At 66.2% G+C, this 14,517-nt stretch carries 9 protein-coding genes and 2 tRNA genes; 5 read left to right on the top strand and 6 right to left on the bottom strand.

Features of this window, described 5'->3' with window-relative positions; translation table 11 throughout:
* Nucleotides 1–60: 60 nt before the first annotated feature.
* Complete coding sequence (gene purL, locus EPN59_RS05535; RefSeq protein WP_293040943.1) at nt 61–4,149, bottom strand: phosphoribosylformylglycinamidine synthase; 4,089 nt, start codon at nt 4,147–4,149, stop codon at nt 61–63.
* 307 nt (nt 4,150–4,456) lie between these two features.
* Here purL and EPN59_RS05540 point away from each other — a divergent pair, with 307 nt between their 5' ends.
* The 3 genes from EPN59_RS05540 to pgi all read left to right on the top strand — a co-directional run bounded on the left by EPN59_RS05540 (nt 4,457) and on the right by pgi (nt 9,302).
* The gene (locus EPN59_RS05540; RefSeq protein WP_293040940.1) at nt 4,457–5,752 is read left to right on the top strand and encodes an FAD-dependent oxidoreductase; all 1,296 of its coding nucleotides are present in this window, start codon (nt 4,457–4,459) and stop codon (nt 5,750–5,752) included.
* Nucleotides 5,753–5,837: 85 nt separating this feature from the next.
* The gene (locus EPN59_RS05545) at nt 5,838–7,409 is read left to right on the top strand and encodes an NAD(P)H-hydrate dehydratase (RefSeq protein ID WP_293040942.1); all 1,572 of its coding nucleotides are present in this window, start codon (nt 5,838–5,840) and stop codon (nt 7,407–7,409) included.
* A 267-nt stretch (nt 7,410–7,676) separates the two neighbouring features.
* Complete coding sequence (gene pgi / locus EPN59_RS05550; protein WP_293045672.1) at nt 7,677–9,302, top strand: glucose-6-phosphate isomerase; 1,626 nt, start codon at nt 7,677–7,679, stop codon at nt 9,300–9,302.
* Nucleotides 9,303–9,399: 97 nt separating this feature from the next.
* Here the strand turns inward: pgi and EPN59_RS05555 are convergent, their stop codons facing one another.
* Nucleotides 9,400–10,134 (bottom strand): ABC transporter ATP-binding protein, encoded by a 735-nt coding sequence (locus tag EPN59_RS05555; RefSeq protein WP_293041841.1) that lies wholly within the window; start codon nt 10,132–10,134, stop codon nt 9,400–9,402.
* Between EPN59_RS05555 and EPN59_RS05560 the strand changes: the two genes are divergently transcribed.
* Both EPN59_RS05560 and EPN59_RS05565 read left to right on the top strand, forming a co-directional pair.
* The gene (locus EPN59_RS05560) at nt 10,135–10,896 is read left to right on the top strand and encodes an arylesterase (RefSeq protein WP_293041838.1); all 762 of its coding nucleotides are present in this window, start codon (nt 10,135–10,137) and stop codon (nt 10,894–10,896) included.
* Nucleotides 10,897–11,053: 157 nt separating this feature from the next.
* Nucleotides 11,054–11,413, top strand: a complete 360-nt coding sequence (locus EPN59_RS05565) for a hypothetical protein (protein ID WP_293041835.1) — start codon at nt 11,054–11,056, stop codon at nt 11,411–11,413.
* Nucleotides 11,414–11,562: 149 nt separating this feature from the next.
* Here EPN59_RS05565 and EPN59_RS05570 read toward each other — a convergent pair whose 3' ends face one another.
* The 4 genes from EPN59_RS05570 to EPN59_RS05585 all read right to left on the bottom strand — a co-directional run bounded on the left by EPN59_RS05570 (nt 11,563) and on the right by EPN59_RS05585 (nt 14,365).
* The gene (locus EPN59_RS05570; protein WP_293041832.1) at nt 11,563–13,503 is read right to left on the bottom strand and encodes a SurA N-terminal domain-containing protein; all 1,941 of its coding nucleotides are present in this window, start codon (nt 13,501–13,503) and stop codon (nt 11,563–11,565) included.
* Between the two features lie 111 nt (nt 13,504–13,614).
* A tRNA-Asp gene (locus EPN59_RS05575) sits at nt 13,615–13,691 on the bottom strand.
* Nucleotides 13,692–13,753: 62 nt separating this feature from the next.
* Nucleotides 13,754–13,829: transfer RNA gene (locus EPN59_RS05580), tRNA-Val, on the bottom strand.
* A gap of 167 nt (nt 13,830–13,996) precedes the next feature.
* On the bottom strand, nt 13,997–14,365 hold the full coding sequence (locus tag EPN59_RS05585; RefSeq protein ID WP_293041829.1) for an HU family DNA-binding protein: 369 nt from the start codon (nt 14,363–14,365) through the stop codon (nt 13,997–13,999).
* Nucleotides 14,366–14,517: the final 152 nt, after the last annotated feature.

The following is a 14,517-nucleotide window of genomic DNA, read 5'->3' on the forward strand; positions in this document are numbered from 1 at the left end:
AAAAGCCGGCCCGAAGGCCGGCTGCTTGTTCGCGTGTAGATCAAGCGCGCGGGGCGCGGCTTAACCGACCCACTTGCGCGCATTACGGAATGCGCGCATCCACGGGCTCGCCTCGCCCCATGCCTGCGGATGCCAGCTCATCGTCACGGTGCGCTGCACGCGCTCGGTGTGCGGCATCAGGACGGTGAAGCGGCCATCGGGCGTCGTCACCGACGTGATGCCCTGCGGCGAGCCGTTCGGATTGAGCGGATAGCGCTCGGTCGCCTGACCGTGGTGATCGACGTAGCGCATCGCCACGGCAACCTTCGACAGATCGCCCTGCTGCGAGAAGTCCGCGAACCCTTCGCCGTGCGCAACGGCCACCGGAATGCGCGAGCCTTCCATGCCGGCGAAGAAGATCGACGGCGAACCTTGCACCTCGACCAGCGAGAAGCGCGCCTCGAACTGCTCCGACTTGTTGCGCGTGAACTTCGGCCAGGCGTCCGCGCCCGGAATCATCGAGGCAAGGCTCGACATCATCTGGCAGCCGTTGCAGATGCCGAGTGCGAACGTATCCTCGCGTGCGAAGAAGGCCGCGAACATGTCCGCGAGCTTCGAGTTGAAACGGATCGTCTTCGCCCAGCCTTCGCCCGCACCCAGCACGTCGCCGTACGAGAAGCCGCCGCAGGCGACTGCGCCCGCGAAATCGGCGAGCGTCGCGCGGCCTTCGAGCAGGTCGCTCATATGGACGTCGTGCGCGTCGAAGCCTGCACGGTCGAACGCGTACGCGGTTTCGAGGTGCGAGTTCACGCCCTGCTCGCGCAGGATCGCCACCCGCGGACGCGCGCCCGTGGCGACGAACGGTGCAGCGATGTCGTCGGACGGATCGAACGTCAGATGCGGCGTCATGCCCGGATCGGCGGCGTCGAGGAGCGCGTCGTATTCGGCGTCGGCGCAGGCCGGATTGTCGCGCAGGCGCGCAATGCGCCAGCTCACTTCGCTCCACGCGCGCTGCAGTTCGGCGCGCGGCGCCTGGTAGATGCGCTTCGCGTCGCGATAGATCTCGATGGCGTCGCGGTCGTTCAGATGGCCGATCACGTGCGAACAGACCGACAGGCCGTGCTGGCGCAGTACCGCGAACACAGCATCGCGCTGCTGGGCGGGCACCTGGATCACGGCGCCGAGTTCCTCTGCGAACAGCGCACGCAGCGTGCGGTCTTCGCGGCGGCCGCTCGTCTGTTGCGTCCAGTCCTTCGCATCGCCGTAATCGGATTCGTGCTCGGTATCCAGCGCGAGCATGTCGACGTTCAGCGACACGCCCACGTGACCCGCGAACGCCATTTCGCACACCGTCGCCCACAGGCCGCCATCCGAGCGGTCGTGGTAGGCGAGCAGCTGCTCGTTGGCGTTGAGTTGCTGGATTGCCGTGAAGAACTGCTTGAGGTCTTCTGCGCTGTCGACGTCGGGCACCGCGTGGCCCACCTGCTGCGTGACCTGCGCGAAGATGCTGCCGCCGAGCCGGTTCTTGCCGCGACCGAGGTCGATCACGATCAGCACCGATTCGCCAGCCTCGTCGACACGGCGCAGTTGCGGCGTGAGATGGCGGCGCACGTCGTCGACTTGCGCGAACGCCGAGATGATCAGCGACACCGGCGCGACCACTTCCTTCGCGACGCCCTGCTCGTTCCACTTGGTGCGCATCGACAACGAATCTTTGCCCACCGGAATGCCGATGCCGAGCGCCGGGCACAGTTCCATGCCGATCGCCTTCACGGTGTCGTAGAGCGCGGCGTCTTCGCCGGGTGCGCCGCACGCGGCCATCCAGTTCGCCGAGAGCTTGAGCTTGTCGAGCGAGGCGATGGGTGCGCACGCAATGTTCGTGATGGCCTCGCCGATGGCCATGCGGCCCGACGCGGGCGCGTTGATGACGGCGAGCGGCGTGCGTTCGGCCATCGTCATCGCTTCGCCCTTGTAGCCCGCGTAGTCGAGCGTCGTGATCGCGCAGTCGGCGACCGGCACCTGCCAGGGGCCGACCATCTGGTCGCGCACGCTCGTGCCGCCCACCGAGCGGTCGCCGATCGTGATGAGGAAGGACTTGCTGCCGACAGTCGGATGGCGCAGCACGCTCTTCGCGACTTCGTCGAACGCCACGCCGGTCACGTCGACCGGAACGAGCGGCGTGCTCGCGTGCTCGACGTCGCGGTGCATGCGCGGCGGCTTGCCGAGCAGAATGTCCATCGGCATGTCCACCGGCTGGTGGTTGCCGTTCGCGGCCAGCGCCTTTTCGTCGGTGTCGATGAGCTTCAGTTCGCGCTCGGCGCTCGCCACGCCGACCACGGCGAACGGGCAGCGCTCGCGCGTGCAGATCGCTTCGAACATGGGCAGATCGGCGGGCGAGATCGCGAGGACGTAGCGCTCCTGCGCTTCGTTCGACCAGATTTCGCGCGGCGACAGCCCCGACTCTTCGAGCTGGACCTTGCGCAGCTCGAAGCGCGCGCCCTTGTCCGCGCCGTCGACGAGTTCGGGGAACGCGTTCGAAAGACCGCCCGCGCCGACGTCATGGATGCTCAGGATCGGGTTGTGCTCGCCCAGTTGCCAGCAGGAGTTGATGACTTCCTGCGCGCGACGCTCGATTTCCGGGTTGCCGCGCTGGACCGAATCGAAGTCGAGCTGAGCGGTATTCGTGCCGGTGGCCATCGAGCTGGCTGCGCCGCCGCCCATGCCGATGCGCATGCCCGGGCCGCCGATCTGGATCAGCAGCGAGCCTTCGGGCAAGTCGTGCTTGTGCGTGTGCTGCGCGCTGATGTTGCCGATGCCGCCCGCGATCATGATCGGCTTGTGATAGCCGCGCACGGTGCCTGCAACGTTCTGCTCGTAGACGCGGAAGTAGCCGCCGAGATTCGGGCGGCCGAATTCGTTGTTGAACGCCGCGCCGCCGAGCGGGCCGTCGATCATGATCTGCAGCGGGGATGCGATGCGGTCCGGACGGCCGTAGGCGGTGGCTTCGTCGGCGGGATTGCGGTGCGCGAGCGGCGTGGCGGCGTCGCGCGCGTTCTCCCAGGATTCACGCGCATCAGGCAGTTCGAGGTTCGAGACCGTGAAACCCGTGAGACCGGCCTTCGGACGCGCGCCGCGGCCCGTCGCGCCTTCGTCGCGGATTTCGCCGCCCGCGCCCGTTGCGGCGCCCGGGAACGGCGAGATGGCGGTCGGGTGGTTGTGCGTCTCCACCTTCATCAATGTGTGCGTGAGTTCGGTGTGGCGGCCGTACTGCTCGGCGGGCGCGCCCGCGCTACCCGCCTTGCGCGGGAACCAGCGCTCCGCAACCGCGCCTTCCATGATCGAGGAATTGTCCGAATACGCGACGATCGTGCCCTGCGGACTCATTTTTTCGGTGTTGCGGATCATCGCGAAGAGCGACAGATCCTGCTCCTGGCCGTCGATGGTCCAGCTCGCGTTGAAGATCTTGTGGCGGCAGTGCTCGCTGTTGGCCTGCGCGAACATCATCAGTTCGACGTCGGTGGGATTGCGTTCGAGCTTCGTGAATGCGTCAACGAGGTAGTCGATTTCGTCGTCGGCGAGCGCGAGGCCCAGTTCGCCGTTGGCGATCTCGAGCGCCTTGCGGCCGTGGCCGAGCACGTCCACGGTCTGCATCGGCTTCGCGGGCAGTTCGTCGAAGAGGTGCAACGCCGTGTCGCGCGAGGCCGCCACGCTTTCGGTCATGCGATCGTGCAGCGCCGCTGCAACCGCTTCGCGCGCTTGGTCGGAGAGCGTTTTCTTGCCGCCGAGGATGCCCGACTTCAGCACCACCGTGTATTCGACGCCGCGCTCGATGCGGCGCACCTGTTCGAGGCCGCAGTGATGCGCGATATCGGTGGCCTTGCTCGCCCACGGCGAAACCGTGCCGAAACGCGGCACGACGAGGAACGTCACCATGCTGCCGCGCTCCTGCGGCGCCGCGAACGGCGCGCCGTAGTGCATCAGCGCCTCGATCTTCGCGCTGTCCTCAGCGACGAGCGGCGCAGCCGAATTGACGAAATGCAGATACTGCCCGTACACGCCGACGATGTTGGCATCGAAGTTTGCACCGATACGCTGAAGCGTTTCGAGCAGGCGGGTTTGACGGAAGTCGGAGAGGGCCGAAGCACCGGGGAAACACGAGAAGTGGGCCATGGACTGGGACGTTGCGTCGAGGTTGCGTCGAAATTGCGTCATGGAATTCGCCTCGCGCGGCGGCGATGAGTCGCGCAAGGCGGCGACGGCAAGGCGAAAGGGAGTCCGCAATTATAGCGCGGAAGGTCTCTCCCGGCCCGGCAGACGCAGCGCTTACCCATTGCGCGCATGGCGAGCCGCCCCGTTTGGCTGCTATGATTGCGCGTTTCACCCGATCGGCTCGCGAAAAAACGCGCGCCGCACGCCCCACCCCTGGCACGGCGCCCCTTTCCCGTCGGCGCGCCGTCCGCCTGCAGATCGTATTGTCATGGATGTCATCGTCATTGGCGGCGGAATCGCCGGCGTCGCCACAGCCTACCAGTTGCGCGCGGCGGGTCACCGCGTCTGCGTGGTCGAACGCCATGCGACGGTTGCGCAAGGCGCTACTTATGGCCACAGCGGCATCGTGCTGCCCACGCCGCTCGACGTCTGGTTCGGCCCCACCTTTTTGCGCGATGGACGGCACGGCGCGGGCGGCGTAATCTGCAGGACGGGATTTGGAGGCCAGGCACGCGCGTTCGTCAAGCGGCTACGCACGCTGCACGGCTCCGAAGCCTTCGCGGCCCGCTACGCGCAGCTGCGCCCGCTGATCGAAGCAGCCGAAAGCGCGCTCGGCGACGCCGAAAACCACTTCCAGCTCGAATACGAACAGCGCAAGGGCCTGCTCTACCTCGTGCGCAGCACGGGCGAATGGGCGCTCACGCAACCGGCGCTCGAACTGCTGCGCCGCTTCGAGGTGCCGCATCACGCATTGAGCGCAGCCGAGTGTGTTGCGTTCGAGCGCAACATTCCCGACGATCCCCCGTTTGCGGGCGGCGTGCACTTCGACTCGGGGCGTGTCGCGAATTGCCCGCTCTTCGTGAAGCAGCTCAAGCAGCTGCTCGACCACAACGGCGGCGTGCAATTCCAGACCGGCCGCGAAGTCAGCGCGATCCGGCTCGAGAGCGGCCGCGCTGCCGTCGAGTTCGCGCCGCGCCTGCCCGAGGACGCCCGCACGCGCGAGGTCGAAGTCATCTCCGGCGACGCCGTGGTCGTGGCGGCGGGCGCGCAGACGCCGCGCCTCGTGGCGCCATTCGGCGTCAAGCTGCCGCTTTATCCGTTGCGCGTGCACACATTGAACGCGCCGGTCGCGCATGAGGAATGCGTGCCGCACACGACGATCGTCGACACCGCCAGGCGCGTCGCGGTCACGCGCATGAATCACCGTCTGCGGATTTCGGGCGGCGGCGTGCTGCTGCGCGCGCGCCAGGCCGACGAACCGCTCACCGAAGCACTCACCGAACAGGCGCTGACGCTGCTCGGCGAAGCTTCGCGCGACTGGGCGCCGGGCGCAGCGCGGATTTCCGCCGCACTGGCGTGGGAAGGCATGAAGCTGCTGTCGGCGGACGGCCTGCCTGCTGTTGGCAACGCCGGTCATCCGCGGCTCTTCGTCAACGCCGGGCACGGCCCGGCAGGCTGGGCGCTCGCGCTCGGCTCGGCACAGCTCATCGCACAGCAGATCACGGGCCTCAAGCCCGATCTTCCGGACGACACCGTCGCCGCCCTGCGGCCGGATCGCGGGTAAGCCCCGGTTTCGACAAGCACCCGGAACCCCACGACGCGATGGCTCGGGTATCGTTGCACTGTCGATATCACGATCCGTCCTCGCCATGTCCGCCACGCCGCTGCCCGCCTCCTCCGCGCCGACGCTCCTCACGCCCCACGACCGGCCCGTGCCGCTCCTGACCGTCGAGGAATTGCGCGTCTGCGAAACCGCTGCGCAGGCTGGTTTGCCCGAACACACGCTCATGGCCCGCGCCGGGGCCGCCGCCGCCCGCTTCCTGAACGAGCAGATCGCGCATGCGCCCTCGCCCGCAGCCGGCAAGTCCGTCTGGTTCGCGGCCGGGCCCGGCAATAACGGCGGCGATGCACTCGTCGTCGCGACGGAACTGCATCGGGCGGGCGTGGCCGTCGAAGTCTGCATGCCGGTCGAGGTCAAACCCGACGACGCGCGCTGGGCGCTGAGCGTTGCGCGCGCCGCGGGCGTTCCCATCACCGCCGCGCCGCCCGCCTCGTTCGACGCGTATGGCTGGCTTGTGGACGGGATGTTCGGCATCGGGCTCGCGCGCGGCCTCGACGGCGTATTCGCGGATCTCGCTTCACGGCTCTCCGCACGCGCGAGGCGCCACGGCCACGTGCTTGCGCTCGACGTGCCGAGCGGCCTCGACAGCGACACGGGCAACGTCGTCGGCAGCGGGCCTGCCGTGCGCGCAACCCACACGGTCACGTTCATCGCGGCCAAGCCCGGCCTCTATACCGGCGCGGGCCGCGACCACGCGGGCGCCGTGAGCGTCGCACCGATCGGCATCGACACGGAAGCTCACCCATCGGCCGCGCGCCTCAATGCGCCCGCCCTCTTCGCCGCCTGGCTGCCCGCGCGCGATTACGCGGCGCACAAGGGCACGTTCGGCACGCTGGCCGTTATCGGCGGCGACACCGGCATGTGCGGCGCGCCCATTCTGGCGGCCCGTGCCGCGCTCCTCTCAGGTGCGGGCAAGGTCCATGTGGGATTCGTCGGCAGCGATGCGCCGCCCTACGATCCGCCGCATCCCGAGTTGATGCTGCACGCGGCAGACACACTCGACACCGCTGCCATGGACGCGATTGCGGCAGGCTGCGGCATGGGCGGCAGCGTTGCGGCACACAATCTCGTCGAAGCGATCCTGCAGTTGAACGTGCCCGTGCTGCTCGATGCCGACGCGCTCAATCTCGTCGCGGGCGACGACGCGCTCGGCGCGCGTATCGCCACGCGCGGCACGCCGTGCGTGATCACGCCGCATCCGCTGGAAGCCGCCCGCCTGCTTGCTGCGGATACGGCTTTCGTGCAACGAGACCGCGTCGCGGCTGCGCGCGCGCTGGCGGCGCGCTTCTCCGCGGTGGCCGTGCTCAAGGGCAGCGGCACCATCATCGCGGCGCCCGACGGCCGCATCGCCATCAATCCAACCGGCAACGCGGCACTTGCGACGGGCGGCACGGGCGACGTGCTCGGCGGCCTGATCGGCGCGCTGCTCGCGCAGCGGCTGCCGCCGTTCGAAGCGGCCCTCGCGGGCGTCTGGCTGCACGGCCTCGCCGCCGAGGCGCTCTGCGCGGAAGGCGGCGGACCGGCCGGTCTCGCGGCGGGCGAACTCGCGCCGATGGTGCGGCGGCTCATGAACCGGCTGTTCTATCCGTCACGCGACTAAGTTCACGCGAAGCGAAGCGAGGCGGCACGCCGCTTGCTGGATACGCGGCATGTGCGATAACTCGCAAACGTACGATCGTGCGTCTATGGAGCGCCCCTTCACACCCCACCATGACTGCGCAGGTTCACGACAGCCCGCTATACTGACTCACCACGCCACCGGCAGTCATCGAGCGCGGCCGCGCACCTGCGCCGCGCGCAAAATGCCTCCGCCCAACCGGCGGACGGTATCCGCCGCCTTCCCACCGTGCTTCCTTGCCAGACGAACATGACGAATCCGCTTCCTGCATGGTCCGCGCTTCAGACGCACTACGAACAAATCCGCGATGAGCGCCTGCGCGACTGGTTCGCGCCCGCCAACGACACTGCCCCGACCCGCGCCGAACGCTTCACGTTCACCGGCGGCGGTCTTGCGGCCGATTTGTCGAAAAACCGCATCACCGACGCCACGCTGAATCTGCTCGCGCAGCTCGCGCGTGACGCGGGCGTCGAAGTCCGCCGCGACGCGATGTTCGCAGGCGAGATCGTCAACCCGACCGAAGGCCGCGCGGCGCTGCATACCGCGTTGCGCGCGACCGGGCTCGACGCGCCGTTCCACGCCCAGATCCTCGCCGAGCGCGCGAAGATGGCGAAGTTCGCCGACGCCGTGCGCAGCGGCGCATGGACCGGCTACACGGGCAAGCGCATCCGTCATGTCGTGAACATCGGCATCGGCGGCTCGGATCTCGGGCCGAAGATGGTCGTGCACGCGCTGCAACACCTGGCGGCGCCGGAAATCCGCTCGCACTTCGTTTCGAACGTCGATGGTGCCGATCTGTGGCGCGTGATCGAGCACATCGACCCCGAAGAGACGCTGGCCATCATCGTCTCGAAGACGTTCACCACGCTCGAAACGATGACCAACGCGCGCTCGATGCGCGACTGGTTCATGCAGAACGGCTGCCCTGAAAGCGCGCTCGCGAAGCATTTCGTGGGCGTGTCGGCGAATCCGGCCGAGGTCGTGAAGTTCGGCATCGCCGCCACGAACGTCTTCGAGATGTGGGACTGGGTGGGCGGCCGCTATTCGCTGTGGTCGGCGGTGGGCCTCTCGATCATGATCGCGATCGGATCCGCGCAATTCGACGAACTGCTCGCAGGCGCGCACGACATGGACCAGCACTTCCGCGAGGCGCCGCTCGAACGCAACCTGCCGGTGCTCCTCGGGATGATCGGCGTCTGGTATCGCAACTTCTTCGGCTCGCAGAGCTATCTGGTCGCGCCGTACTCGGAGGCGCTGCACTACCTGCCCGCCTATCTCCAGCAACTCGAAATGGAGAGCAACGGCAAGTCGGCGCGGCTCGACGGACGGTTCGTCGATTACCCCACCGCCGCCGTCACCTGGGGCGAGCCCGGCACCAACGGACAGCACGCGTTCTTCCAGATGCTGCACCAGGGACCGACGATCGTGCCGATCGACTTCATCGCGGTGCTCACGCCGGAACATCCGCTTGCCGACCATCATCCGAAGCTGCTCGCCAACTGCTTCGCGCAAAGCGAAGCGCTGATGCTCGGCCGCACCGAAGAAGAAGCGCGCAAGGTGGCCGGACCCGACAAGCCCGAACTCGTGTCGCACCTGGTGTTCCCCGGCAACCGGCCAACCACGACGCTGCTGGTCGATGCGCTCAACGCGCGCACGCTCGGCGCGCTGATCGCGCTCTACGAGCACAAGGTGCTCGTGCAGGCGTCCGTGTGGAATATCAATCCGTTCGACCAGTGGGGCGTGGAACTCGGCAAGATTCTCGGCAAGGTGGTCGAGGCCGATCTCACCGCCGCTGCCGGCGACGTGAAGCAGCACGATTCGTCGACGGCGACGTTGATCGCACGAGCGCGCGCCGCACTCAAGCGTGCGGAATAAGGCGGAATAAGCGGGTACCTGACGATGCGAAGGCCGGCGTGCGCTGCGGCGCACGCCGGCCTTCGCCAGAGAAGCGGCACGTCACTGAGCACGTAACTCAGCGCCCGGCTTCTTCGATCTTGCCGGAATCGAGCACTTCGCCATGCATTACGCGCCGCCCCGCTTCGATCGTCACAGTCGTATCGCAGCGGCGCGCAAGATCGATATCGTGCGTAACCAGCACGAGCGTCGCGCCGTTCGCACGATTCATCTCGAACACGAGGTCGATGACCGCGTGGCCCGTGGCGGCGTCGAGACTGCCCGTGGGTTCGTCGGCGAAGAGGATGGCGGGGTGCGTCACGAATGCGCGCGCAAGCGCCACGCGTTGCTGTTCGCCACCTGAGAGGAGTTTCGGATAGTGCCCCGTGCGCTGTCCGAGGCCGACGCGTTCGAGCAGCGCACGCGAGCGTGCGAATGCCTCGCGTGTGGACATGCCGCCCTGCAGTTCAAGCGGCAGCGCGACATTTTCGAGCGCGGTGAGATGCGGCATCAACTGGAAGGACTGGAACACGAAGCCGACGGAACCGTTGCGCAGCGCCGCGCGTTGATCCTCGGCCATGCCGGTCAACTCCTCGCCAAGCAACCGGACGGAGCCCGCGCTCGCGCTATCCAGCCCCGCTAGCAGTCCGAGCAGCGTAGACTTGCCCGAACCCGAAGCGCCGACGATTGCCACGCTGCTGCCAGCGTGGACGGTGAGATCGATACCGTCGAGTATCGTCAACTCACCGGTGGCATCGGTAACCCGCTTGCACAATCCGCGCACTTCGATGACTGGATCACTATTCATTCGCATATGATCAAGCACAGGTTAGCCATCAAGGCGCCGCTCGGCGAGCCGTTTGCCGCAGGTTTCAGCGCTGCCTGGGCGACTGCTTGCGCGATTGCCTGCGCCAGATTCGTCACCGCGGTCGCCATGATCGGCGCGCTATTTCCGATCACCGGCGCGCAGCCTGCAATCGCGGCCACACCGCCCGCCGCTGCCGACACGGCGAAGCCCGTGATCGTCGTGCTCGGCGACAGTCTCTCCGCCGAATACGGCCTGCCGCGCGACACGGGTTGGGTCGCGCTGATGCGCGAGCGGCTCGCGAACAAGCGAATCGATTATACCGTTGCGAATGCGAGCATCAGCGGGGACACAACGAGCGGCGGCCTTGCGCGCCTGCCGCTTGTGATGCAGCGCCTCAAGCCCTCGATCGTCATCGTCGAGCTCGGTGCCAACGACGCGCTGCGCGGCGTCCCGCTCACCACGACCGAGAGCAATCTGCGCGCCATCATCGCCCAGATCCGCAAGGGCAACGCGAAGCCGATGCTCGTCGGCATGTACGTGCCGCCCAACTATGGACTCGACTATACGCAGCAATTCCATGGCCTCTATGGCCATTTGTCCAAGGAATTGCACGTGCCGCTCGTTCCGTTCCTGCTTGCCGGTCTCACAGACAAACCCGAGTTGTTCCAGTCGGACCAGATTCATCCGACGCAGCAGGCACAGCCTTTGCTGCTCGACAACGTGTGGCCGACGCTCAAACCGCTCCTCGCTGGCGGCGCACAGCACTAGCCTGTACGGCTCGCTTTTCTCGGGTATCGCTGGCGTCGCTGCGCGGTGCGACGCAGGGCCGTTTGTGCCATGCGCGCCCCGGGGCGGGCGGCCACGAAGCCTGGGGGGATCGGTGGCTTTCGCCGGAACCCGTCCGTCCCTGGCGGGAGAGAGAAGCGTGAAGTACGTGTGCGTTATTTTCGTCGTGGCGACGCTTGACGCCTGTGCCAGCCAGCCGCTGCCGATGAGTGCGGAATCGGTCGGCACGAGCCTGCATCCGTCTGTAGCCGTTGCGCAGTGCATCGCGCAAAAGTGGGCTGATCGCTCGCAACAGCAGGTCATCTCGCAGACGATGACGGCTGACAACCAGGCAATCGATGTTTATATGCCGGGCCAGCGGCCGCCCGACGGCGCTGCCGCAACAGTGCGCCCGTCCTGGTCGCCGAATAACAAAACCTGGGTTGGCTACCGCGCCGGTAGCGGCGCCAATGTCGCAAACGGTCGCGACGCCACCAGCGCCATCACCGCCTGCCTCTGATCGCAGCGGCTGCGCGCACTGCAAGCCCTGAAAAGGCAAAAACCCCGCAATCGCGAACCGCACCGCAAAGCTGGATCGGCATCCAGCCTGGCGGCGCAGCCCGTTGCGGGGCTTTTTTGCTGCTGGCACGGCGGACCGTGCCGTCTGACTTACTGTTGTCCGTCGCCGGACTGGCCAGCCGGACCGAGCGAGCCGTAGTACTTCACCTTCGAGCGATCACGCAGCGCGTCGAGATAGGCCTGCACCTGCGATTGCCCGCTCACCTGCGCGAGCTGCTGTTGCGCACCGGCGAGACGCGGACCTTCTGCGGCCGGGCCGTTCGTGACGGCATTGATGCGATAGATCGCAAAACCGTCGCTGCCGAGATCGACGCCGACATAAACCGGCAGACTCTGCGCATCGGCCTTGAAGACCGCCGACAGCGCCGCAGGCGACAGCCCCTGCGCATCATTGCGCGAAACCTTCGCCACCGCCGAGAATCCGGCGGTCGCTTTCGACTTCTGCAGATCGACGAGCCTGGCCTGGCCGTCCTTGCGTGCGAGGTCGGCGGCCTGCTGCGCGCTGACGCGCTGACGCACGGCATCCTTGACCGCGGCGAATTCCGGCGTCGCGGCTGCCTGGAACTTCGTGACGCGCGCCGAGATCAACGTGCTGTTACCGACGTCGATCGCCTGCGTGTTGTTGTGCTGGTTCACCGAGTCGTTCGCGAACACCGCGGCGAGGAACTTTTGATTGTTCAACGGGCTGTCCGGCGGCAGCGCCGGATTCGGCTTCGACATGACCGTTGCGGTCTGGATGGTCAGCTTGAACTTGTCGGCGGCCGGTTGCAGGCTCTTCGACTGCTCATAGACCAGCGAGGTGAAGCCTTCGGTAGCGTCGCCGAGCAGCTTCGTGGCCTGTTGCGCCTTGACGTCGCTCAGGATCGCGGCCTTCACCTCTTCGAACGGCTTCGTCGACGACGGCTTGATGTCCGTGACCTTGAGGATGTGATAGCCGAAGTCCGACTGGATCACGTCGCTGATTTCGTCCTTCTTGAGCTTGAAGACGGCATTGTCGAACGCTTCGCCGCCCGCGATCATGCCGCGGCCGAAGAAGCCGAGGTCGCCGCCCTTCGACGCCGAGCCCGGATCCTGCGAATCCTTCTGCGCGATCTGCGCGAACTGGTCGGGATGGGCCCGCACTTCGACGAGGATCGATTCCGCCTTCTGCTTCGCGGCGCTCCGGTCGGCGGCGCTCGCATCCTTCGGCACGGCGATCAGGATGTGGCTTGCGCGCACCTGTTCGTCGGTGCGGTAGTGAGCGAGGTTGTCGTTGTAGAACTGCTTGAGGTCGGCGTCTGACGGATGAACCGTGGCCGCCACCGCCGCCGCCGACAGCACCAGATACTGGATCTGGGCCGTTGCCGGCGTTGCGAAATCGCTCTTGTGCGCGTCGTAGTAGGCCTGCAGTTCCGCGTCGGTCGGCTGCACCCTGGCCGCATAGTCGGCGGCATGGAATGCAAGCGCCTGGACTTCGCGCTGCTGTTCGGAGAGCGCCATGAGCTGCTGTGCGAGCGACTTCGGCGTGAACGCGCTGTTGATGACCGCGGCGGGCAACTGCTCCATCGCGAGGCTGTAGCGCACGCGCTCGTCATACTGCTCGGGCGTCATGCCCTGCATGGCGAGCATTTCCTTGTAGCGGTCGAGGTCCATCGAGCCGTCGGGCTTCTTGAGCGACGCGATGATCGGATCGGACAGCAGCGCCCGGCGTACGGCATCGTCCGACGCGCTGAGGTGCAGGCGCTGCGTCTCGGCAGCGAGCACGCGCTGCTGGATCATGCCGTCGAGGATGTCCTTGCGGTGCTGCGGCGTGTCAAACAGAGCCTGGTCGAAGCTCGCGCCCATGACCTGGCGAGCCTGATCGAGTTGCTGACGCGCGGCGTTGTCGTACTCGACACGCGTAATGTCGTGTCCATCGACGCTTGCGACATTTGCGCTTTCGTCGAAGAAGCCGCGGAAACCTTGAATGCCGACGAAGCCGAGCCCTGGCAGGATCACCAGGAGCAGCAGGAACATCATCAGCCGTTTGTGATTGCGGAAAAAGTCGAGCATGCGTGACAGAGCGAAGGGAGGGCCCAAAAACAGAACGCCCGATATTACCTCAGAGGACAATAAAAAAGGCGAACCGCAGTTTGCCTTCGGTTCGCCTTCTTTAGAAAGATCTGGCGGAGCGGACGGGGCTCGAACCCGCGACCCCCGGCGTGACAGGCCGGTATTCTGACCAACTGAACTACCGCTCCGTGCGGTTGCATTCTGCAACTATCCTGCGACTACTTATGCAGATGCCTGAGGAACCGAAAACTGGTGGGTGCTGAGGGGTTCGAACCCCCGACCTACGCCTTGTAAGGGCGCCGCTCTACCAACTGAGCTAAGCACCCAGCTTTGCGATTCCTGAACTGCTTTTTGTGCTTCTTTCAGTGTGCTTTTCGGTGCGCTTCGCGGCGCATTTATGCGCACGCTTTTTTTCACCGCATTTTCCACTGCACTTACCACACTAATGCCGACCTGGACAGTGAAAACTGCACAACGATGGCCAGCGAGCCCGCTAGTTTAGCGCATCTTTGAGCGCTTTACCAGGCCGGAATTTCGGGACCTTTGCGGCCTTGATCTTGATCGCATCGCCCGTGCGGGGATTGCGCCCCGTGCGCGCCGTGCGCTTGCCCACGGCAAACGTGCCGAAGCCGACCAGCGTGACCGATCCGCCTTTCTTGAGCGTGCCCTTGACGCCACCGATCACGGCGTCGAGTGCACGTCCCGCAGCCGCTTTCGAGATGTCGGCTTGCTGAGCGATGTGATCGATCAAATCCGTTTTGTTCATTCCAGCCCCCGAGAATGTGTTTGGGTAATCATTGCGACGCTTTGCGCGCCGGGATTCAGGAAAAGACGGACCCGGCGCTGTGCCGGGCTCGCTCATTTAACGGGTCGGAATCGACGGTGTCAAGCCGGGTTCAGCCTGATTTAACGGGACTTTCGAGAAATTCCCCCAGGGCGCGGCCAATCGTCCGGGCGGAGTTTGCGCTGGGTTTGCACCTCGTTCGTGCAATAAAAAACCCGCGGGCCGAACCG

Source organism: Paraburkholderia sp. (assembly GCF_004298475.1).
Taxonomy (GTDB): Bacteria; Pseudomonadota; Gammaproteobacteria; order Burkholderiales; family Burkholderiaceae; genus Paraburkholderia; species Paraburkholderia denitrificans.

What these genes read in the sequence shown, in the direction of transcription:
- purL (WP_293040943.1), bottom strand. Translation starts at nt 4,149, where the DNA reads ATGGCCCACTTCTCGTGTTTCCCCGGTGCTTCGGCCCTCTCCGACTTC.
- EPN59_RS05540 (WP_293040940.1), top strand. Translation starts at nt 4,457, where the DNA reads ATGGATGTCATCGTCATTGGCGGCGGAATCGCCGGCGTCGCCACAGCC.
- EPN59_RS05545 (WP_293040942.1), top strand. Translation starts at nt 5,838, where the DNA reads ATGTCCGCCACGCCGCTGCCCGCCTCCTCCGCGCCGACGCTCCTCACG.
- pgi (WP_293045672.1), top strand. Translation starts at nt 7,677, where the DNA reads ATGACGAATCCGCTTCCTGCATGGTCCGCGCTTCAGACGCACTACGAA.
- EPN59_RS05555 (WP_293041841.1), bottom strand. Translation starts at nt 10,134, where the DNA reads ATGCGAATGAATAGTGATCCAGTCATCGAAGTGCGCGGATTGTGCAAG.
- EPN59_RS05560 (WP_293041838.1), top strand. Translation starts at nt 10,135, where the DNA reads ATGATCAAGCACAGGTTAGCCATCAAGGCGCCGCTCGGCGAGCCGTTT.
- EPN59_RS05570 (WP_293041832.1), bottom strand. Translation starts at nt 13,503, where the DNA reads ATGCTCGACTTTTTCCGCAATCACAAACGGCTGATGATGTTCCTGCTG.
- EPN59_RS05585 (WP_293041829.1), bottom strand. Translation starts at nt 14,365, where the DNA reads ATGAGCGAGCCCGGCACAGCGCCGGGTCCGTCTTTTCCTGAATCCCGG.